The 19,523-nt window shown below is 64.0% G+C and carries 19 protein-coding genes; 9 read left to right on the top strand and 10 right to left on the bottom strand.

Features of this window, described 5'->3' with window-relative positions:
- Positions 1-125 precede the first annotated feature (125 nt).
- Positions 126-1,082, top strand: coding sequence for an NADPH:quinone reductase (locus tag SG26_RS11715; RefSeq protein WP_050037654.1), 957 nt, complete (start codon positions 126-128; stop codon positions 1,080-1,082).
- A 94-nt stretch (positions 1,083-1,176) separates the two neighbouring features.
- Positions 1,177-1,887 carry an SDR family oxidoreductase gene (locus tag SG26_RS11710; RefSeq protein WP_014039715.1) on the top strand — a complete coding sequence of 237 codons (711 nt, stop codon included), beginning with the start codon at positions 1,177-1,179 and terminating at the stop codon, positions 1,885-1,887.
- A 70-nt stretch (positions 1,888-1,957) separates the two neighbouring features.
- Here SG26_RS11710 and SG26_RS11705 read toward each other — a convergent pair whose 3' ends face one another.
- Positions 1,958-2,338: a hypothetical protein gene (locus SG26_RS11705; RefSeq protein ID WP_255355516.1), complete on the bottom strand. Its 381-nt coding sequence runs from the start codon at positions 2,336-2,338 to the stop codon at positions 1,958-1,960.
- Between the two features lie 315 nt (positions 2,339-2,653).
- Between SG26_RS11705 and SG26_RS11700 the strand changes: the two genes are divergently transcribed.
- Positions 2,654-3,991 carry a sodium-dependent transporter gene (locus SG26_RS11700; RefSeq protein ID WP_014039714.1) on the top strand — a complete coding sequence of 446 codons (1,338 nt, stop codon included), beginning with the start codon at positions 2,654-2,656 and terminating at the stop codon, positions 3,989-3,991.
- A 516-nt stretch (positions 3,992-4,507) separates the two neighbouring features.
- On the opposite strand, the gene SG26_RS11695 is transcribed toward SG26_RS11700, so the two are convergent.
- Positions 4,508-5,488 carry a DMT family transporter gene (locus SG26_RS11695; RefSeq protein WP_050037653.1) on the bottom strand — a complete coding sequence of 327 codons (981 nt, stop codon included), beginning with the start codon at positions 5,486-5,488 and terminating at the stop codon, positions 4,508-4,510.
- Between the two features lie 224 nt (positions 5,489-5,712).
- On the opposite strand from SG26_RS11695, the gene SG26_RS11690 reads away from it, so the two are divergent.
- A complete protein-coding gene (locus tag SG26_RS11690) occupies positions 5,713-6,504 on the top strand; it encodes a winged helix-turn-helix domain-containing protein (RefSeq protein WP_014039712.1) in 792 nt (263 codons plus the stop codon).
- Between the two features lie 46 nt (positions 6,505-6,550).
- Here the strand turns inward: SG26_RS11690 and SG26_RS11685 are convergent, their stop codons facing one another.
- Complete coding sequence (locus SG26_RS11685) at positions 6,551-7,174, bottom strand: uracil-DNA glycosylase family protein (RefSeq protein ID WP_050037652.1); 624 nt, start codon at positions 7,172-7,174, stop codon at positions 6,551-6,553.
- 141 nt (positions 7,175-7,315) lie between these two features.
- Here SG26_RS11685 and SG26_RS11680 point away from each other — a divergent pair, with 141 nt between their 5' ends.
- The 4 genes from SG26_RS11680 (at position 7,316) to SG26_RS11665 (ending at position 12,169) form a co-directional block, all read left to right on the top strand.
- Positions 7,316-8,866, top strand: a complete 1,551-nt coding sequence (locus SG26_RS11680) for an acyl-CoA carboxylase subunit beta (RefSeq protein WP_050037651.1) — start codon at positions 7,316-7,318, stop codon at positions 8,864-8,866.
- A 2-nt stretch (positions 8,867-8,868) separates the two neighbouring features.
- Positions 8,869-9,174 (top strand): hypothetical protein, encoded by a 306-nt coding sequence (locus tag SG26_RS11675; protein ID WP_004963491.1) that lies wholly within the window; start codon positions 8,869-8,871, stop codon positions 9,172-9,174.
- 139 nt (positions 9,175-9,313) lie between these two features.
- Positions 9,314-11,158 (top strand): acetyl-CoA carboxylase biotin carboxylase subunit, encoded by a 1,845-nt coding sequence (locus SG26_RS11670; protein ID WP_050037650.1) that lies wholly within the window; start codon positions 9,314-9,316, stop codon positions 11,156-11,158.
- A 63-nt stretch (positions 11,159-11,221) separates the two neighbouring features.
- Positions 11,222-12,169 (top strand): biotin--[acetyl-CoA-carboxylase] ligase, encoded by a 948-nt coding sequence (locus SG26_RS11665; protein ID WP_050037649.1) that lies wholly within the window; start codon positions 11,222-11,224, stop codon positions 12,167-12,169.
- Positions 12,170-12,189: 20 nt separating this feature from the next.
- Here SG26_RS11665 and SG26_RS11660 read toward each other — a convergent pair whose 3' ends face one another.
- From SG26_RS11660 to SG26_RS11635, 6 genes are all read right to left on the bottom strand, one after another.
- A complete protein-coding gene (locus SG26_RS11660; RefSeq protein WP_050037648.1) occupies positions 12,190-12,669 on the bottom strand; it encodes a universal stress protein in 480 nt (159 codons plus the stop codon).
- A 72-nt stretch (positions 12,670-12,741) separates the two neighbouring features.
- Positions 12,742-13,200 (bottom strand): SHOCT domain-containing protein, encoded by a 459-nt coding sequence (locus tag SG26_RS11655; RefSeq protein WP_050037647.1) that lies wholly within the window; start codon positions 13,198-13,200, stop codon positions 12,742-12,744.
- 33 nt (positions 13,201-13,233) lie between these two features.
- Positions 13,234-14,259, bottom strand: a complete 1,026-nt coding sequence (locus SG26_RS11650; protein WP_050037646.1) for an amidohydrolase family protein — start codon at positions 14,257-14,259, stop codon at positions 13,234-13,236.
- 21 nt (positions 14,260-14,280) lie between these two features.
- On the bottom strand, positions 14,281-15,504 hold the full coding sequence (locus tag SG26_RS11645) for an HD domain-containing protein (RefSeq protein ID WP_050037645.1): 1,224 nt from the start codon (positions 15,502-15,504) through the stop codon (positions 14,281-14,283).
- A 65-nt stretch (positions 15,505-15,569) separates the two neighbouring features.
- A complete protein-coding gene (locus SG26_RS11640; RefSeq protein ID WP_014039702.1) occupies positions 15,570-16,151 on the bottom strand; it encodes a DUF420 domain-containing protein in 582 nt (193 codons plus the stop codon).
- A 128-nt stretch (positions 16,152-16,279) separates the two neighbouring features.
- Positions 16,280-17,494, bottom strand: a complete 1,215-nt coding sequence (locus SG26_RS11635; RefSeq protein WP_014039701.1) for a proteasome-activating nucleotidase — start codon at positions 17,492-17,494, stop codon at positions 16,280-16,282.
- A 155-nt stretch (positions 17,495-17,649) separates the two neighbouring features.
- Here SG26_RS11635 and SG26_RS11630 point away from each other — a divergent pair, with 155 nt between their 5' ends.
- A complete protein-coding gene (locus SG26_RS11630; protein ID WP_050037644.1) occupies positions 17,650-18,390 on the top strand; it encodes an NAD(P)/FAD-dependent oxidoreductase in 741 nt (246 codons plus the stop codon).
- On the opposite strand, the gene SG26_RS11625 is transcribed toward SG26_RS11630, so the two are convergent.
- Positions 18,382-19,446 carry a M48 family metalloprotease gene (locus SG26_RS11625; protein WP_050037643.1) on the bottom strand — a complete coding sequence of 355 codons (1,065 nt, stop codon included), beginning with the start codon at positions 19,444-19,446 and terminating at the stop codon, positions 18,382-18,384. The genes SG26_RS11630 and SG26_RS11625 overlap by 9 nt on opposite strands.
- Positions 19,447-19,523 lie beyond the last annotated feature (77 nt).

Genomic DNA, 19,523 nt, shown 5'->3' with positions numbered 1-19,523 from the left:
GTACTGACCCAACTCGTTCGCTGTCGGCGCTGTCACTCAACATACCGCGATATGTTGAGAAGCGTATTCGGGGCCGCTCAGTCTGTGGGGAAAGGTTTTCCCGATACCACCTGACGCATACCCCAATGCGTGCTGTACGATTCCACGAGTACGGCGGGACGGACGTGCTCCGCGTCGACGACATCGAACGACCCACACCAGGTCCGGAGGAGGTCCTGCTCGAAGTCGAGGCAGCGGCGGTCAATCCGGTCGATACGTACTTCCGGGCCGGCGACTACGAGCCGGGCGAACTGCCCTGGATACCCGGCTCCGACTGTGCCGGGACCGTCGCCGCGACCGGCGAGCGCGTGGCCACCGTCACCGAGGGCGACCGGGCGTTCGCGACCGGGCTGGGGAACTGGCTCCAGGGGACCTGCGCGGAGTACGTCACTGTTCCCGAATCGCATCTGGCGCGGCTCCCCAACGGGGTGTCCGCCGAGGCGGGGGCGGCCGTCGCGCTCGTCGGCGTCACCGCCTGGCAGACGCTCGTCGACGCCTGCTCGCTGGAACCGGCCGAGCGGGCGCTGATTCACGGCGGCAGCGGCGGTGTGGGCCACGTTGCAGTCCAGTTGGCTGCGGCGAACGGGGCGCAGGTCACGACGACGGCCTCACCGGCCTACCACAACCAGCTAGCCGACCTCGGCGCGGACGACGTGTTCGACTACAGCCGTGATGACCTCGCTGACGCGGTGGTCAACGCCGGCGCGCCGGACGTGATTCTCGACCACCGGCTCGACGACTATCTCGCATTCGATGCCGAGGTGGCCGCCCAGGGCGCTCGAATCGCCGCTATCGGGAACACCGACCTCGCGGCGACGTTCGAGAACGTCCCGCGCTGCCGGGCCAAAGCCCTCAGCGTTCACCACGTCTCGATGTTCAACACACCGGAGTTCGGCGCGGTGCTTTCCCGACTGGCGACGCTCATGGCCGACGACGACCTAACGCCGGTCGTCGCCCGCCGGTACGACCTCGACGACGTCCCGGCCGCTCACAACGACGTACTGAACGACAGCTTCCTCGGCAAACTCGTCGTCATGCCGTAGACCGGCTACTGCGGACCCCGTCGTCGGTTTACCGGCCCGGTCCTCGCGTTTCCGGGGATTGGCATTTATCCCCTTGCTATCCGTTGACAGATGTATGTCAGTCGAATTTGATTTCGGCGGTGAGATAGCACTGGTTACGGGTGTCGGCGGGGCGCTGGGCAGCGCGGTCGCAAACGCGTTCCTCGAAGCCGGGACGACCGTCTGTGGAAGCGACATCATCGAACCGAATACCGAGGACTTCCTGTTGTCCGATCCCGACAGCGTGGATTTCTACCAGGCAGACTTCAGCGACGAGGAGGCTGTCGCCGAGACTGTCGACGCAGTCGTCGACGAACACGGGCGACTGGACTACTTGCTGAACATCGCCGGAACGTGGCGGGGTGGCACACCGATCCACGAGACGGACGTGGACACGTTCGACTTCCTGTTCGACGTGAACCTGAAGACGATGTTTCTGGCGTCGAAACACGCGGTTCCACACTTGCGGGAGACCAAGGGCGCAATCGTCTCAGTTTCCGCGCGGTCGTCACTGGAGGGCGGTGACGGCGACGGTATCTACCGCGCATCGAAAGCCGGTGTCCGACTCCTGACCGAGACCATCGCGGCGGAGAACCTCGGGGCCGTGCGAGCCAACGCCGTGATGCCGAGCGTCATCGACACCCCGATGAACCGCGAGATGATGCCCGACTCCGACTTCGAAACGTGGGTCGACCCGAAAGACATCGCGGACGTGATGTTGTTCCTCTGTTCGGACGCCGCCACCGTGACCAGCGGCGCAGCGGTGCCGGTGTACGGCGAGGTCTGATACTGTTAGCTAGACCGTCGGACAGCGTCTTCCACCGACAGCACGAACCACTCCACTCACGTTTGACTATTTAGGGTATCAGTGCGATTGCCTGGTCACCCACCGATATCGTGTCCAGAACGACGACCGGGGGTCCGGATGAGCGGGAGCAATCGTCAGAAGGAGACGGTAGATTCGTCTCTGATCTCAGTTCCGATTGCAATCCCCCGCGATCATCATAGTACTTGCGTCCAATGAATGTCTCGTCGAGATTGCCGATAATCGAGGTGTAAAGCGCATCCGCGGTCAGATAACTCTCCTCTTCGACCGGGTCTAACGTCTCCTGAATAGTCACCGAGTTACCGGAGGGAGACGTTATTTCAATGGCACCGATCTGTTCAATCACAGCCGTATGCGTCGCTGGGAACTCGAGCGATTCATCAACAATCCGCTCTGTATCTGAATAGTCCATGTCTGTTGTCCGAGAACCGGGGGTTCGGTCCCTACGTTCCACAGTACGCGGCGAACATGAATCAAACCCAACAATTTTCACCGTGGATTTGTTTTTGATTATTTGAGACACAGATCCCGGATGTTGGCAGATCGGTGTATTCGAAGCCACATATCCGCGCTGTCGAGAAATGACCAGCAAGGAGGTGTCAGTGTGGACCTCTCGGCTGCTGCTGTTCGCCGTCGCAAATGATGTCAGACTGGTCATACTATCGGATGGTATTGCGAACCGGAATCACGGTGGTTTTTATACCCCAAAAGAATATGCCGCATCACAATGAGTGACAGAGAAACGTGGGCCTCACGGCTCGGGTTCCTTCTCGCAGCGATCGGTAGCGCAGTCGGTCTCGGAAACATCTGGCAGTTCCCGTTCAAGACCGCGACAAACGGCGGCGCAGTGTTCCTCGTCTTTTACCTCGCCGCCGTGTTGCTCATCGGCTTCCCGGCAATGCTGGCGGAGTTCATCATCGGTCGGCGAACGAACCGTAATGCCGTCGACGCGTTCGCAGAACTCGGGTTCAAGCAGTGGCGGGTCGTCGGTGGCCTGGGCGTCTTTACGGGATTCTGGATCCTCTCGTATTACAACGTCGTCGGAGGGTGGGTCATGCGGTATATCCTCGGTAGCGCGACGGGCGCATACTTCGGAAACTCCGCGGAGTACTTCGGAGCCATCTCAAGTGGGCCGGAAGCTGTCGCCGGGCAGGCGCTGTTCCTGCTAATCTGTGTCGGCATCGTCGCAGTGGGTGTCGAGGACGGTATCGAGAAGGCGACGAAGGTGATGGTCCCCAGCATCGTCATCCTCATGATCGGGATGGCGGCCTGGGTCACCACACTCGAGGGAGCAGGCGCTGGCTACAGCTACTTCCTCTCGCCGGACTTCTCCACGCTGGCGGCGAACGCCGGCGACCTGATCCCGTTCGCGGTTGGACAGGCGTTTTTCACCCTCTCGCTGGGGATGGCAGCCATGATCACCTACTCCTCGTACATCGGTGACGACGAGAGCCTCCCGGTCGATGGTGGCATCATCGTCGTGACGAACACGCTCGTCGGTGTGCTGGCGGGTCTCGTCGTGTTCCCGATTCTCTTCGCCATCAACATCAGTCCCGACACCAGCGGCCCGTCCGCCATCTTCGTCGCGATGGCGTCGGCGTTCCCACAGCTTCCCGGGGGTCGACTCCTCGGTATCGTGTTCTTCGGCGTTGTCCTCATCGCCGCGATCTCCTCCGCGATCAGCCTGCTCGAAGTTGCAGTCTCCTACGGTGTCGACAACACGCCGTACTCGCGAGTGCAGCTGTCGGCAATTCTCGGAGTTGGGCTGTTCGCTCTGGGTCTGCCGTCAGCCTGGGACCTGGCGTGGTTCGGCTGGTTCGACACGCTCGCGTACAAGCTGTTCCTCCCGCTGTCGGTGCTGCTCGTTCTGGTGTTCGTCGGCTGGGTGCTCTCCTCCAGCGCAGTTGCCGAGCTCCGACAGGGAACGGGTGGGCTCCGGGCGTTCGGCCCGACCTGGCTCTGGATGGTCCGAACGGTGGTCATCCTCGGTGTCATCCTGACGCTGGCGCTCGGCCTGCAGACGCTGTTCCTCGCCGAGGACCCGGCGATCATCCCGCCGATATAACCGACGTACGGTATCGGTTTCCGGCGGACCTTCTTTTCGGCAGTTCGCGGTGACCGCCCAGTGTGTGCGGTTGCTGCGAAAAACAGTCGCAGTGGTCCGACGCGGGTCCAGACAATCTTTCACAGAATGGTATTTTTCGGCCGCGGGAGTCTGAGTAGACTGTACCATAGGGCTGTGTCTCTGTCACGCTTCGCGTAGACGTAGATACACGCCACCGAAGAGGCAGACCGTTGCCACCAGCAACAGACCACCGCTCAGCACGTCTCTGAGGGTCCCGGAAACACCGGGACTTTCTACGATTTCAAACGTAGATTCAAACGCTATCGACTGAATGACCAGAGCCAATCCGCCTATCGGTATCAAGAGCTGTCGAATGCGTCCGTTTTCGTTGAAATTCACACCATTGTAGACACATGATGGCGGTATGAATGCGTTGCTGAATTTCTATGACTGGTGGACTCGGTGTACTAACTATTTAAACTAGACAGCAGCTATACGACACCCTACTAGCCGATTTCAGTCGGATTCGAACCCGCGCGGTTCGTCCGCAATCCCGAGACTCTCGGGGGCGGTGTCACCCTCGTCGGTGGTACCCGGGAGCAGTGCGTGGATATCGACCGACTCGCTGCCAAGCACCGCGAACCCGGTGAAGATGGTCAGAAAGCCGGCCACTGCAGTCGGGGTGATAGCCTCGCCGAGCACGGCCCACCCGCCGAGCGTCGACACGACGGGGACCACGTAGAAGATGAGGTTAGCCTGGATCGCACCGGTGACATCGAGCAGGCCGAAGTAGGCGATGTAGGCGATTGCCCCGGAGAAGATACCGACGTACAGCAGGGCCGCTATCGCAGTCGGAGACCAGACCGCCGTGGCCGCCGATTCGCCCATGCCGATGCTCAGCGCGTGACAGAGCGCAGCGGCGACGGGGAGCGCCCACGCGGTCCGGACTGTACTCGACAGGCCGCCGCCGGACCACCGGATGAGGACGCTGCCCAGCGCGGCGCTGGTCGCGCCGGCGAACAGAACGAGCTTGCCGATGCCGCCGCTCAGGAGCATCGCTGGGTCGGGGCTGACGACGAGACCGACGCCGAGCAGGCCGATAACCATGCCGAGGCCGCCGCGGGCCGAGAGCCGCTCGTCGGAGAGCAGGATAGCGGCGAACACCGGCGTCAGTATCGGGTTGAGACTGAACACGATGGCGGCGACCGCGCTGGTGGCGGACTGCTGGCCCACGAATAGCAGCGCGTTCGCGAGGCCGAGGGCGAATAGCCCCGTCGAGAGAATCGCCAGCACATCGCCACGGGTTCGCGGGAGCAGTTCGTCCCGTGATCGGGTCACGCCGATGTAGCCGAGGAGCACGACGGCGGCGATGTCGAATCGGAGGGCGACGAACAGAAGCGGCGGGAGATACGACAGGCCGGCCTTCGCGCCGACGAAGGTCCCGCCGAGCAGGACGCTGGCGACCGCAGCGAGGGCGAGGGTGCGGCGCGAAATCATACCGCCACCTCGTATTTGGGTTCTGAAATGACTGCACAGCCGACAGAGAGAACGCGTGGAGAAACCTGAATCATCGTACTCTACAGTACGGTATCGATACTTATAGGCCCGTTTAGAAAATATTACATAACGCGAAACGGCCGAACACCCGTGGCGGATGTGCACGGTGTGAAATTATTTCAGACTACGAAAGCGATTTAGGACGGACTTCCTAACGTGGCGGTATGGAATCGGCGCTCGAAGAGATCGAGTTCCTCGCGCTCTCGTCAAACCGGGTCGAGGTGTTGCGGCTTCTGGCCACGGAGCCACACTCACGCGGGGAACTGGCGGCCGAAACCGGCGCGTCACAGGCGACGCTCGGCCGGATCATCGCTGACTTCGAAGAGCGGTCGTGGATTCGCCGAACAGGGGGCGAGTACGTCGCCACGGCGACGGGCCGCATCGTTGCTAACGGGTTCACCGACCTCCTCGGTAGCCTCGAAACCGAGCAGCGGCTGCGCGACATCGTCCAGTATCTCCCCACCGATGCGATGGCCTTCGACCTGCAACATCTGGCCGACGCCACGATAACCGTTCCAAGTCAGACGCGCCCGAACGCGCCGGTCCAGCGATTGCTCGACCTGCTTCGAGATGCCGAGGAAGTCCGGACGTTCTCCCATGCGTTCAACGACCAGGCGATTCGAGTCGTTCAGGAACGGGTCACCGCCGGCGAACAGCGGTTCTCGGGCGTGTTCTCGCCCGGCGCGATAGACGCACTGGCGGCGGACGACCGACTCCGGAAACGACTCGAATCGCTGCGTGCCGAACCGGACGCGTCAGTCCGGGTGCGAACCGACGGTGTGCCACTTGCGGTGATGATCGCCGACGACGTGGTCCATCTGCTGTTGCGGGACGACAACGGCGTTCTACAGGCGTCGATCGATACGACCGCGCCGGCCGTCCGCGAGTGGGCTATCGAGGCGTTCGACGCGTACTGGGCGTCCGCGGAACCGCTCTCGGACGAGTGGGCGCTGTAGCCACTGTTTCTGATCGTCGGAGCCGCTGTAAGAATCAATAGAACCGCTACCGGACCAGATACGGGTCGTCGTTCGGCAGGAACCGCCCGAGGTCCGCCTCGCGGCGATAGTCGGTCTTCAGTAGCGCAGTTAGGACGTCGACAAGGGCGTCTTCGTCGTCGTCGCTCCACTCCGCGGGCTCTTTGATCGGGTAGACGAGCCAGCCGCTGCCGGGCACCTCGGTTGCGTGCAGCGCGTCCATGTCGATCGATTCGGTCGGCTCCGAGGTCGTGTTCGCGAACACGTGTCGCGTGGCCCGCTCGCCGACAGGCAGGAGGACGTGGGCAGTGATGGCCCGGAGTTCCGTGTCGAACAGCGGCTCCAGAGCTTCGTAATCCGCGTCTGTCGGCCGGTCGCCGCCGCACATGTACAGGTACGACAGGTAGGTCTTCTCGACGGTTGGCGGCGTGCCAGCCTCGGCGAGCAGTCCGGCCTCAACGAGCGCCCGCTGGAGGCGCTCGCCCGCAGCGTTGTCGGTAAACGGGATGCCAGACGTTGCGCCACCGTGGACGCCGGGGTGGTCACCGATGACGTGGAAGTGGGCGTTGGCGTCGCCGTACCCCGGCACAAACGGCTCACACGGTGCGTCGAAGCCAAAGGGGTTGTGCTGGCGGGCCGTGACGTTCTTCACGCGCGAAAGCAACGGGCCGTCGCTCAAAACTCCGCCGGTTTCCGTTATCGAATACGAGAAATAATGGTTAAGTTTGATAACGCTTTTCTCGGATGCCCGCAAGGAGTCGGATATGCTCCGGTCCGGGAGAAGTGATATCGCGTGAGCCACGATGACCGTGTCGAGGACCTTCGGGAACGAAAAGCCGAGGCCGAACGAGGTGGTGGCGAGGAACGAATCGAGGCGCAACACGACCGCGGGAAACTCACCGCGCGTGAGCGCATCGATTACTTCCTCGACGACGGCACCTTCGTCGAGATCGACTCGCTCCGTGAACACCGCTCGACGAACTTCGATATGGCCGAAAAGAAAGTACCGGGAGACGGCGTCGTCGTCGGCTACGGCAAAGTCGACGGCCGCCGGGTGTACGTCTTCGCCCACGACTTCACCGTCTTCGGCGGGTCGCTGGGCGAGGCGTTCGCCCAGAAGGTCTGTAAGGTGATGGACAAGGCCATCGAGACGGGCGCACCCATTATCGGGCTGAACGACTCCGCCGGCGCGCGGATTCAGGAGGGCATCGACTCGCTGGCGGGCTATGCCGATATCTTCCATCGCAATCAGCAAGCCAGCGGTGTCGTCCCACAGATTTCGGCCATCATGGGGCCGTGTGCCGGCGGCGCGGTGTACTCCCCCTCGATCACGGACTTCGTCTACATGGTCGAGGAGACCAGCCACATGTTCATCACCGGGCCCGACGTCATCGAGACAGTGACCGGCGAGGAGGTCGGCTTCGACGAACTCGGCGGCGCGAAGACCCACGCCTCCGAGTCCGGGGTGGCCCACTTCACGGCCGCCGATGAAAAGGACGCGATGGACGACATCCGCTACCTCCTCTCGTATCTCCCGCAGAACAACGTCGAGGACCCGCCGCGGGTCAAACCTTGGGACGACCCCGAACGCCGAGACGAGGAACTGAAATCGGCTGTTCCCGACGCGCCACAGAAACCTTACGACATGACGGATGTCGTCGGGCGTATCGTCGACGAGGACTCCTTCTTCGAGGTGGCTGAGGACTTCGCGCGCAACATCGTCATCGGGTTCGCCCGCATGGACGGTCACAGCGTCGGTGTCGTTGGCAACCAGCCGCGAGTCAACGCCGGCACGCTCGACATCAACGCCTCGCGGAAGGGCGCACGCTTCGTTCGGTTCTGTGACGCGTTCAACATCCCGATTCTCACGTTTGTCGACGTGCCCGGGTTCATGCCCGGCAAGGACCAGGAACGCAACGCCATCATCAACCACGGCGCGAAGCTCCTGTACGCCTACTCCGAGGCCACCGTGCCGCTGGTGACCGTCATCACGCGGAAGGCCTACGGCGGAGCCTACGACGTGATGGCGTCGAAACACATCGGCGCAGACATGAACTATGCCTGGCCAACCGCCGAAATCGCCGTGATGGGGCCGAAGGGCGCGGTCAACGTCCTCTACGACGACGAACTGGAAGACGCCGACGACGTGGAGGCCCGCCGGCAACAACTCATCGACGAGTACCGCGACGCCTTCGCAAACCCCTATACGGCGGCCAAGCGCGGGTTCGTCGACGATGTCATCGAACCCCAGGAAACCCGCCCGCGGCTCATCGACGACCTTGACCTCCTCCGGGGGAAACGCAAGGACCAGCCCGACCGCAAGCACGGCAACATCCCACTGTAACGATGGCGGCTGACACTGACTCGGCTGTCGATGCAGACCTGGTCGCAGAAATCGCCGCCCAACTCGACGACGCGTCGACGGCCGAAGCGGCTGCTATCGCCGTCGCTATCGGCGCACACCTCACCGACCGCCAGCGTGCGGCAGCAGCGGCCGCGGCGGCTGCGGCGGCAGACGACGGTGACTCCTGGGACGGCAGACAGTGGTCGTTCTCCGGGCGCGTTGAAGCCACGCAGAAGCGGTCCGTTCGGGTTCGCTCGGACGCGCCGACCGACCCCTGGAGCGCTGCCGGCCGCGCCGAACGGTTCTAATCGCGGACAGTTTTTTGTCAGTTGCTCGGCGACGCCCTGAGTCGGTTTGTGGTCATGTTCCATACTAACATGATTATATATGTAATTTTGGCCGCTATCTGCGCATAGTTTTATGGGCCGACTCTCAGTATGAGGGCGTATGTTCGATAAGGTGCTCGTCGCTAATCGCGGGGAGATAGCGGTGCGCGTGATGCGCGCATGCGAGGAGTTGGGCATCGGCACAGTGGCCGTCTACTCTGATGCCGACAAGCACGCCGGTCACGTCCGGTATGCGGACGAGGCGTACAACGTCGGTCCGGCCCGTGCCGCAGACTCCTACCTCGACCAGGAAGCGATTATCGACGCGGCCAAGCAGGCCGACGCTGACGCCATTCACCCGGGGTACGGCTTTCTCGCGGAGAACGCCGACTTCGCGGAGCGCGTCCAGGAGACGGACGGCGTCACCTGGGTCGGCCCCGAGAGCGAGTCGATGGAGGCACTGGGCGAGAAGACGAAGGCCCGCAAGATCATGCAGTCGGCCGACGTGCCCATCGTCCCCGGGACGACCGACCCGGTCGATGACCCCGAGGAAGTCGTCGAGTTCGGCGAGGAAAACGGCTTCCCGGTGGCCATCAAGGCCGAGGGTGGCGGTGGCGGCCGCGGGATGAAAATCGTCCACGACCCTGAGGAAGCCGAGGAACAACTCGAAAGCGCAAAGCGGGAAGGAGAGGCGTACTTCTCGAACGATTCGGTGTATCTCGAACGGTATCTTGAGAACCCCCGCCACATCGAGGTCCAGATCATCGCCGACCACCACGGCAACGTCCGGCATCTGGGCGAGCGTGACTGTTCGCTCCAGCGCCGCCACCAGAAGGTCATCGAGGAGGGGCCATCGCCGGCCCTGAACGACGCTCTCCGGGAGAAAATCGGCGACGCCGCCCGCCGCGGCGTCCGCGAATCGGACTACTACAACGCCGGGACTGTCGAGTTCCTCGTCGAAGAGGACACCGACCGCGAGCAAGGGGAACTGCTCGGCGAGGAGGCGAACTTCTATTTCCTCGAGGTTAACACCCGCATTCAGGTCGAGCACTGCGTCACCGAGGAGATCACCGACATCGACATCGTCAAGTGGCAACTGCGGGTGGCGATGGACAAGGAGATCACCTTCGAGCAGGACGACGTGGAGATCGAAGGTCACGCGATGGAGTTCCGCATCAACGCCGAGAACGCCGCTGACGACTTCGCGCCCGCAACCGGCGGCAGCCTCGACACCTACGACCCGCCGGGCGGTATCGGCGTCCGCCTCGACGACGCGCTCCGGCAGGGCGACGACCTCGTCACGGACTATGACTCGATGATCGCGAAGCTCATCACCTACGGCGGGGACCGTGAGGAGTGTATCGAGCGCGGGAAACGGGCGCTCAAGGACTTCGACATCGAAGGCATCCCGACTGTCATTCCGTTCCACCGCCTGATGCTCACCGACGAGAAGTTCGTCACCGGGACACACACCACGAAGTACCTCGACGAACACCTCGACCGCACGCGTATCGAAGAGGCGCAGGAGCAGTGGGGCACAGTCACCGAATCCGACGGAGACGAGGACGAGGAAGTCGTCGAACGCGAGTTCACCGTCGAAGTCAACGGCAAGCGGTTCCAAGTCGACCTCGAAGAGCGCGGCGCACCCCCGATCAACGTCGGCGACGTGGACGCCGACGGCGGGAGCCAGCCACAGCGGCCACGGGGCGGCAGTAGTTCAGACAGCGGAGGCGGCAGTGCCACCGCCGCCGAAGGGCAGGAAGTCGCCGCGGAGATGCAGGGGACGATTCTGGAGGTCAACGTCGAGGAAGGCGATGAGGTCGAGGCCGGCGACGTCCTCTGTGTGCTGGAAGCGATGAAGATGGAAAACGACATTGTCGCCGAACGCGGCGGCACTGTCAACGACGTAGCCGTCAGCGAGGGCGAATCCGTCGACATGGGCGACTTGCTCTTTGTGATCGGGTGAGCGAGCGGCCTGCCCGCCGCGCGCTGCAGACGCCTTTTATTCCGGCCGGTCGAAGCCCCCTCCATGAACGAGACACGCCACCGGGTACTCGATGCACTGGCAGACGGCCCTGTCTCGGGGCCGACCCTCGCCGACGAACTGGACATCTCCCGCTCTGCGGTCTGGAAGCACGTCGAAGCCCTGCGTGACGAGGGGTTCGAGATCCGCAGCGACGATGCGGGCTACGTCCTCGATTCGGTACCGGAGTTCGGGGCGAGCGCGGTCGAATACGGCCTCGACGCGCCGTTCTCCGTCGAGTACCACGACAGCATCCCCAGCACGAACGCTCGTGCCCGCGACCTCGCGGCGGAGGGGGCGTCGGACGTCGTAGTGCTGGCCGACGAACAGACCGGCGGCCGGGGGCGACTCGACCGCGATTGGCACTCACCGAGCGGCGGGGCCTGGCTCTCGGTGCTGTTCCGGCCCGACGTGCCGATGGCCCACGCGCCGGTGTTCACGCTCGCGGCGGCCGTCGCGGTGACGCGGGCGGCCCGCGAGGCCGGCATCGACGCCAGCATCAAGTGGCCCAACGACGTGCTCGTCCGGCGCGGCGAGGAAGAACGCAAGCTAGTCGGCATCCTCACCGAGATGGAAGGCGAGGCCGACCGCGTCTCGTGGGTCGTCGTGGGCATCGGCGTCAACGCGAACGTCGACCCCGCGGACTTGCCCGACGAAGCGAACCCGACGAGTCTCTCGGCCGAGCGCGACGAGCCGGTCGACCGACGGCTGTTCACCCAGCGACTGCTGGAGGAGTTCGACTCGCTGCGCCAGGACACGGAGCAGGTCGTCGAGGCGTGGCGGGAGTACGCGACGACGCTGGGACAACAGGTCCGGGTCGAGACGCCGGGCGGCCCCATCGAGGGCGAAGCCGTAGATATCCAGTTCCCGGGCGCGCTCGTCATCGAGACAGAGTCCGGGACAAAAATCGTTTCAGCGGGAGATTGCGAACATCTCCGTCCGGTTACGGAGTGAGGGCGACGACAGGAGACACGTCACTGTGGGACGCCGGTAGGCTGTTCGTCCTCCGAGATATCCTGTGGCGTCGTCTCGACCGGAACAGTGACGACCGGGACGTGGGCCGACCGGACGACCCGTTCGGCGACGCTTCCCAGCAACAGGCGGTCGATGCCGCCGCGTCCATGGGTCCCCATCACGATGAGGTCACAGTCGTGCTGGCTCGCGTAGTCGATGATTTCCCGGCTCGGGCTTCCCTCGGCCGTGGCTCGCGTGACAGTCACATCGTCGGCAACGAGACGCTCCACCATGTCCAGGGCCATCTCGCCCTCGCGGTGGAGCGAATCGGTGACGCTCTCCCACGTCGGTTCGTGCGGGAGCGTCGAGAACCGGCCGGTGTCGACGACGTACAGCGCGTGAATCTCGCTGTCGTGGGTCGTCGCAAGTGTTTCAGCGTGTGTGAGTACCGCTTCTGACCCCGGCGAGCCGTCTGTCGGCACCAGTATCCTGTCGTACATGCTGTACTATTGTCTGGCTGAAGGGATATAGTTTGGTAACAGGCAACATACAACAATCGAGCAGGATAGAGCTCAGTTCAGCTCTCGGTCCCGTTCGTACTCTGTTGCCCCGGAGCCATCCAGCGCCGGTTCGTCGAGGGCCTGTTCGAGCCGTCGTTCCAGTTCGGCTTCGGTTATCTCCCCGTTGGCGTAGCGTTCGGAGAGTCGTTCGACGGAGTCTGTCTCGTCGGCACTGGGCGCACCTGCTGTGTGCGTGGCCTGCGTCTGTGACACGTCAGTGGTCGACGCCGTCGCCTCGTCCTGACCGATGAGTCTCGACGCAAACCAGTACACGGCGTAGCCGATAGCCGCCAGCACCCCGATAGTAGCCGCCAGGGAGACGATACCGAATGCGAGGCCGACAAGGCCCCAGAACAGTCCGAACACGAGTCTCACAGCGGCAAGAACGACAATCAGCGACACGACGCCGAGCAGGCCATACAGGAGTATCTTCAGTGGTGTGCTCAGGGCGCGGTCGGTGGTGGAGGGCATCGCCCAAGGATACTATTCCCGCAGTGATAAGAATTATTCCGTCCCGGGGTGGACGACCCGCCGAACGTCGGCCGTCTCCGCCCGGCGAACGACAGCCCGAACCGGGTTTCGCGCCCCGGAGAGGTTGTCCGAATCCCCGTCGAGAACGAGCAGGCGTGCCGGCTGCCCGGGCTTGACCAGACCGCCGCCAAGCCCAGCGATTTCGGCCCCGTTGACTGTGGCCATCCGCAGTACCTCACGGGCGGAAATGTCGTGCAGCTTCGCGGTAAACTCCATCTCGCGGAACATCGACGGGCTGTTGAGCATGACGTTGTCCGTCCCGAGCGCGACTGTCGTCCGCTCGGCCAGTTCCTCGACCGGCGGGCGGCCAACGTCGGTCACGATGTTCGACCGGGGGCAGACGACGACGGGGATTTCGCTGTCGGCGACCCGTTCGAGATGCAGCGACTTGGCGTGAACCATGTGGACGAGGAAGTCCGGGTCGAGGTCGAGTGCGGGGTTGATATCGGAGCTATCGACCTCGCCCGCGTGGATGCCGAACAGCTTCCCGGCCTGTCGGGTCGCGCGCCGGTCCGCCCCGAACTCGCTGTCGTTGGCCCCGCTCGCGCCAAAGCCGTCGGCTAATTCCATTGCATCGGTCGTCTCGCGTCCGAGAATCACGCTGTCGAGGTCCGACCCGTCCAGCGCCTCCTGTATCGCGCGGACGCCCTCCACGCCGCCCTCCCGGAACTCGATGAACGCGCCGGTCCCGGACTGCTGCATGAACGACAGCGTCCGCGCCATCGCGGCCACCAGTTCGTCCCGGCTCGCATCGCGGAGCAACCGGTGTTTCAGGCCGTCCGGTGGCGCGACCAGTTCTTCCAGCGAGAGCCCCTCTCCGGCCTCCTTGGCGATTGAATCGCCGATGTGCGTGTGGGCGTTGACGAACGACGGCACCACGATGTCGTTGCTGTCGACCGCGGTCTCCTCGACGGCGGTTATCTCCCCGTCCTCGACGACGACGCGGCCCTCGACGGCCTCGAACGACCGGCCCGTCAGAATCGTCCCTTCGAGAATCATACTCTCCCTTCGCCCGTTCTCTCAGTTAAACTCATCGAGGGTCGCATGGATACCCGTCCGCACGTCCCGGACTCTGGCCCCGTCGAGATCAAGTCCGAGTTCGCGGATCGCCGCCGCGCCGACCCGCTCGCTCTCGTCCGCCGGCGCGTAGACGCCGAGTCGCCACTGGTCGCGCTGGGCGGCGCGGATGGCGTTAACCAGGGTCGACTGCTCGCCGAGCCGGCGGACGTCGCCGTTGACGAGGACACGGCTGCTCGACTCGGTCATCGACGGTTCGGGCAGGATATCGAGCACGACAGCGTCGCTGTCGACGTTCGCTTCGTCGGCGATAGCCCGCTCCATCGCGCCGACCGCGTCGTGGTCGGCCGCCAGAATCTCGTCGGGCACGGCACCCCACTCCGCCCAGACGGCGCGCTTGTACAGGTCCCGCTGACTCAGCCGCCGGGCGTACGCTTCCGTCGCGTCACACTGTCGGAGCGCCACGAGCAGGTCGTTGTCGTCCCATCGGCGAAGCGCCTCGGCCGTCGTGTCAGTCGCGGCGAGCAGTTCCTCAGTCCCCCGGCGCAGCATCGACTTGGCAATGCGGGCGACGTGGTGCTGGTAGACGGTGGGGTTCATCAGCGCCCGCGCGAGCAGAAGCGACTCGGCCGTCTGGACGTTCCCCTCGTCCAAGACGAGTTCGCCGTCAACGAAACACAGCTCCCGGACCAGCCGCTCGTGGTCGATGGTCCCGTAGGGCACGCCCGTGTGGTGGGCGTCACGGACCAGATAGTCCATCCGGTCGACGTCCAGTTCGCCGGAGACGAGCTGGCCCAGTTCGCCTTCGCCAGCAACGAGGCCGGCCACGCGGTCCGGGTTGAGGCCGTGTTCCGAGAGCACCCGCGCGACAGGACCGTCACCGAGCAGTTCGTCCACGTCGTCGTGGTACTTGCCTGTCCGACGGTGGATGAGCGCCTCGACGTTGTGGCTGTACGGCGAATGTCCCACGTCGTGGAGCAGTGCCGCGGCGCGGACCCGTTCGGCCTGCTGGCCCTCAATGCCGAGGTGAGATAGTGCCCGGTCCGCGAGGTGATAAACACCCAGCGAGTGCTCGAATCGAGTGTGGTTCGCCGAAGGGTAGACTAGCGTCACCGTGCCGAGCTGGGAGATGTGCCGAAGCCGCTGGACCGGCGGTGTATCGAGCAACGCCGCCGCGACGCCCTGAATCTCGATGTGGTCGTGGACGCTGTCCTTGATTGTGGTCATTGCCCGGGCCTACGACGGCGGCCGGCAAAATCGTTCGCCACCGCACGCACCGGGAGGGTCGTCGCCTACCGGGGGACCCAGCCGTAGATGTGGTTCAGCATGACGTAGGTCACGAGTCCGAGAAAGAGGCTCAGCCCCCAGGCCGAGACGGCGATGCGGCCCACGCGAGCGTGAATCGTCTCCCTGAGTTCAGCGGGAGAGTGTGTCAGCCCGAGCACGACCGCGTGAACGACGACGGGCACGGACACCGCGGACAGCAGGATGTGGATGGCGAGCATCACGATGTACGCCGTCCAGACGATCCCCTCGGCGACGATCTCCTTCTCGAAGCCGCCGCCGACTTTGAGAATATACAGCGCCAGAAACACCATGATGAGGGTGAAGGCGGTTAGCATCGCTGCGCGGTGTTTCTGTACTTGGTCGTTCTTGATGAAGTAGACGCCGGCGACGATTGCGAGCAAGGCGATACTGTTGACGACGGCGATTGCGTCACCCAGCAGGATGACGGTGTCGTTCGAGAACTCGGGGAGGGGTAATACGCCACCGAACGCGCCGAACACGAGCGCGTAGCCAACGACCGAGACGACAGCGGTGACGAGCCGCGGACGAGCGCGGGCACGCGACTGGAGTGTGTCTGCGACGGCCATAGCAACAGTTCAGGACCGGAGTGGTAACTGTGTTCTGAAACGGGCGGGAACAGCGGCGCGATTGCGAGCCGGAGCGGTGGCTGCTGACTCGGAAAAACGGCGGGAAATCCGATAGAAGCGTGGCCGAATCAGGCGAAGGTCCGGGAGACGTCCTCGTCGTCGGTCTCCTCCTGCTGGATCTTCTCCCAGGCGTTGTGGAAGTCAGCCATCGTGACCTCGGTGCGATCGTCGCGGATGGCGAACATCCCGGCCTCGGTACAGATGGCCTTCACGTCAGCACCGGAGGCGTCCGTTATCTCCTCGGCCAGCGCCTCGAACTCCACGTCGTCGGAGACGTTCATGCTGCGGGTGTGGATCTGGAAGATCTGCTTGCGGCCCTCGACATCGGGGTTGGGCACTTCGATGAGGCGGTCGAAGCGGCCGGGGCGGAGGATGGCGCGGTCGAGCATGTCGAAGCGGTTCGTCGCGGCGATGATACGGATGTCGCCGCGGTCGTCGAAGCCGTCCATCTCCGAGAGCAGTTGCATCATCGTCCGCTGGACCTCGGCGTCGCCGGAGGTCTTCGACTCCGTCCGCTTGGCCGCGATGGCGTCGATCTCGTCGATGAAGACGACGGCGGGCTCCTCCTGACGGGCCAGTTCGAACAGGTCGCGGACGAGCTTTGCGCCCTCGCCGATGAACTTGTGGACCAGCTCGGAGCCGGCCATCTTGATGAACGTCGCGTCGGTCTCGTTGGCGACGGCCTTCGCCAGCATCGTCTTGCCGGTGCCGGGCGGACCGTGCAGCAGGACGCCGCTCGGCGGGTCGATGCCGACGTCTTCGAACATCTCGGGGCTCTTCAGCGGCATCTCGACGGTCTCGCGGACCTCCTCCATCTGCTCTTCGATACCGCCGATGTCGGCGAATGTGACATCCGGCGACTGGTCGACCTGCATCACGCGAGCGCGAACGTCGGTCTCGTCGTCGAGCTGTTTGACGATAGAGAGCGAGTTGTTGACGGCGACGCGGTCGTCGGGTTCGAGGTCCTCGCGCATCTCGTCAGTGACCTCTGTCAGGGCCTCCTGGTTGTTGCCGTGCTGTTTGATAATCACGCCGTCACTGGAGAGTTCCTGAACGGTCGCGACAAACAGCGGTGACTGCTTGAGCTTCTTGTTCTCGTGCGTGAGCCGTTCGAGCTTCTGCTGGTACTTGTTGTTTTCCGCGTTCGCGTCCAGCAGCTTGTCGCGCATCTCCTCATTCTGCGATTCGAGCACCTCTAGCCGCTCCTGCAGCGCCTCGATCTTCTGTTGCTGAGACGCGTCATCGTCGTACGGCATATCGACCTCGTCGACGGTGTCGGTCATTACGACGCCTTTAGTAGGTGTATCGTTATGAGGCTTCGGGTAGTCTCAGAAACTGTATCGCCCGGTGTGTGCCTTGACGGGGCCGTTACTGACCGCTCTCCGTCTATAGGTCTCAAACCGGCACGTTTCTTGGCCCCCATCGAAAACATCTGTCTATGCCAACCGACCGCGAAGAAGTCATCATCGTGGGCGGGGGCGTCGCCGGACTTTCGGCGGCGATATACACCGCTCGCGCCGACCTGTCGACTCGGATTATCTCGACCGGTGAGTCGATACTGAACCGCAATGCTCACCTGGAGAACTACCCGGGGTTCCCGGCGGGAATCAACCCACGGCTCCTGCTCGAACTCATGCGGGCACAGGCGCGGCGCGCCGGCGTCTGGTTCATCGACGGCGAAGCCGAGCAGGTGACGGAAACTGCGGAGGGCTTCGAGGTAACCTGTACCGACGGCGAGTCATACGACGCGACGCACCTCATCGCCGCGTCCTGGTCGGACCCGTCGTATCTGGAGGGGCTGGAACTCTCGCTCATCGACCGCGGGTCGAAGCAGTTCATCTCGACCGACGAGCAGGGCCGGACCGATATCGAGGGGCTGTACGCGGCCGGCCGGCTGGCCGAGCAGCACCACCAGACCATCGTCGCCGCGGGCCACGGCGCACAGGTCGGGCTGACACTGATAGAGGACTCAGACATCGACTTCTATCACGACTGGACCGCACCGGAGGGGTATTTCACCGGCCGCGACCGCCCGGTTCCGCCGGGCTGCGAGGAAATCGACGAGGCGGAGCGCAAGAAACGCGAACAGGAGTCACTGGAAGTCATGCGGCGGTACTTCGAGGAGCCGATGCCGGGCGAGCCGACGATGCACCCGAGCGTCGATCAGGATTCAGACTGACCCCGTTTCGAGCGAGCGTGCAACTGACTGCAGCCGTTCGATTCGCTCGGCTGTCGGCGGGTGTGACCGCGCTTCGATAGACAGGGAATCGCTCGACGCCGCCGTGTCGAACCCGTGTGGGAGGAAGCACAGTCCGCGGACGCCAGCGTACGCGGAGCGCTTGTCGGTCCTCGGGCGGTCGTCATCTCCTTCGAGTGTCTCTAACGCCCCGACGAGCGCGGCAGGATCGCCGGTCAACTGGGCCGCGCTCCGGTCGGCGGCGAACTCCCGAGCGCGTGACAGCGACCGGCCGAGGACGACGACGGGGGCAGTGAACACGCCCAGCGCGACGCCGCCGAACAGGACTGTCACCGCGAACAGGAACAGGAAACCAAGCGTGAACGAGAGGCTTCCGACGGGGGCCGCGAGCACCCGGGCGCTGCACACGTACGCGAAGCCGAGCGCGACCAGCCCGAGCGCATAGCGACTCCCGCTCCCGCCGGGGAGGAGGTCATCAAGCGGGTCGTACTCGCCGTTTGTCAGCGACGGGAGGAAACTGGCCAGCGTCATGACGGTCGCGTCGCGGTTGGCGACGTGCATGAGTTCGTGGGCCAGCACCGCGTCGAGTTCGTCACCTCCGAGCGTCGCCAGCAGTCCCTCGCTGACGACCACCGTCGCGCCGCCGAGCGTCCCGATGGCGAAGCTGTTTGGCACGTCGGCGTCTGCGACGGCAATCCGTGGCCGCGTGAGGTCGGCCAGTTGCGCGAGCCGCTGCACCCGTTCGTGGAGGTCGGGGTACTCCTCGGGACCGACGATGCGAGCGTCAACCTCGGCCATTGTCTGGGCTCTGGTGTATCGCAGCTGTGCCCAGACAAACGCGACGAGGGCAGGGGCGAGAACAGCCACCCACCAGGCGATGCGTGCCGACGCCCCACCGAACGGGAGGTGAGCCGCGACAGCATCCCGCACCGGCGCAAGCCAGGGTGTCAGGAGCACCGCCGCGGTCGCGACCACAGCGATGTCGACGGCGAGGAGGAGCAGGAGAGTCCACAGCATCCGGCGAGTCAGTGTCCGCATAGAGGTAGTTCTGCTATACCCACAGCGGATGAAAGGTTTTCTGTTCGGACAGTCCAGCAGTGAGGGAAAATATTTAT

It is taken from the genome of Haloarcula sp. CBA1115, from assembly GCF_000827835.1.
Classification (GTDB): domain Archaea; phylum Halobacteriota; class Halobacteria; order Halobacteriales; family Haloarculaceae; genus Haloarcula; species Haloarcula hispanica.
Note: the sequence above shows the minus strand (reverse complement) of the source record. Positions and strands in the feature narration are given on the sequence as shown.

What these genes read in the sequence shown, in the direction of transcription:
- SG26_RS11715 (WP_050037654.1), top strand. Translation starts at nt 126, where the DNA reads ATGCGTGCTGTACGATTCCACGAGTACGGCGGGACGGACGTGCTCCGC.
- SG26_RS11710 (WP_014039715.1), top strand. Translation starts at nt 1,177, where the DNA reads ATGTCAGTCGAATTTGATTTCGGCGGTGAGATAGCACTGGTTACGGGT.
- SG26_RS11705 (WP_255355516.1), bottom strand. Translation starts at nt 2,338, where the DNA reads ATGGACTATTCAGATACAGAGCGGATTGTTGATGAATCGCTCGAGTTC.
- SG26_RS11700 (WP_014039714.1), top strand. Translation starts at nt 2,654, where the DNA reads ATGAGTGACAGAGAAACGTGGGCCTCACGGCTCGGGTTCCTTCTCGCA.
- SG26_RS11695 (WP_050037653.1), bottom strand. Translation starts at nt 5,488, where the DNA reads ATGATTTCGCGCCGCACCCTCGCCCTCGCTGCGGTCGCCAGCGTCCTG.
- SG26_RS11690 (WP_014039712.1), top strand. Translation starts at nt 5,713, where the DNA reads ATGGAATCGGCGCTCGAAGAGATCGAGTTCCTCGCGCTCTCGTCAAAC.
- SG26_RS11675 (WP_004963491.1), top strand. Translation starts at nt 8,869, where the DNA reads ATGGCGGCTGACACTGACTCGGCTGTCGATGCAGACCTGGTCGCAGAA.
- SG26_RS11670 (WP_050037650.1), top strand. Translation starts at nt 9,314, where the DNA reads ATGTTCGATAAGGTGCTCGTCGCTAATCGCGGGGAGATAGCGGTGCGC.
- SG26_RS11665 (WP_050037649.1), top strand. Translation starts at nt 11,222, where the DNA reads ATGAACGAGACACGCCACCGGGTACTCGATGCACTGGCAGACGGCCCT.
- SG26_RS11660 (WP_050037648.1), bottom strand. Translation starts at nt 12,669, where the DNA reads ATGTACGACAGGATACTGGTGCCGACAGACGGCTCGCCGGGGTCAGAA.
- SG26_RS11655 (WP_050037647.1), bottom strand. Translation starts at nt 13,200, where the DNA reads ATGCCCTCCACCACCGACCGCGCCCTGAGCACACCACTGAAGATACTC.
- SG26_RS11650 (WP_050037646.1), bottom strand. Translation starts at nt 14,259, where the DNA reads ATGATTCTCGAAGGGACGATTCTGACGGGCCGGTCGTTCGAGGCCGTC.
- SG26_RS11645 (WP_050037645.1), bottom strand. Translation starts at nt 15,504, where the DNA reads ATGACCACAATCAAGGACAGCGTCCACGACCACATCGAGATTCAGGGC.
- SG26_RS11640 (WP_014039702.1), bottom strand. Translation starts at nt 16,151, where the DNA reads ATGGCCGTCGCAGACACACTCCAGTCGCGTGCCCGCGCTCGTCCGCGG.
- SG26_RS11635 (WP_014039701.1), bottom strand. Translation starts at nt 17,494, where the DNA reads ATGACCGACACCGTCGACGAGGTCGATATGCCGTACGACGATGACGCG.
- SG26_RS11630 (WP_050037644.1), top strand. Translation starts at nt 17,650, where the DNA reads ATGCCAACCGACCGCGAAGAAGTCATCATCGTGGGCGGGGGCGTCGCC.
- SG26_RS11625 (WP_050037643.1), bottom strand. Translation starts at nt 19,446, where the DNA reads ATGCGGACACTGACTCGCCGGATGCTGTGGACTCTCCTGCTCCTCCTC.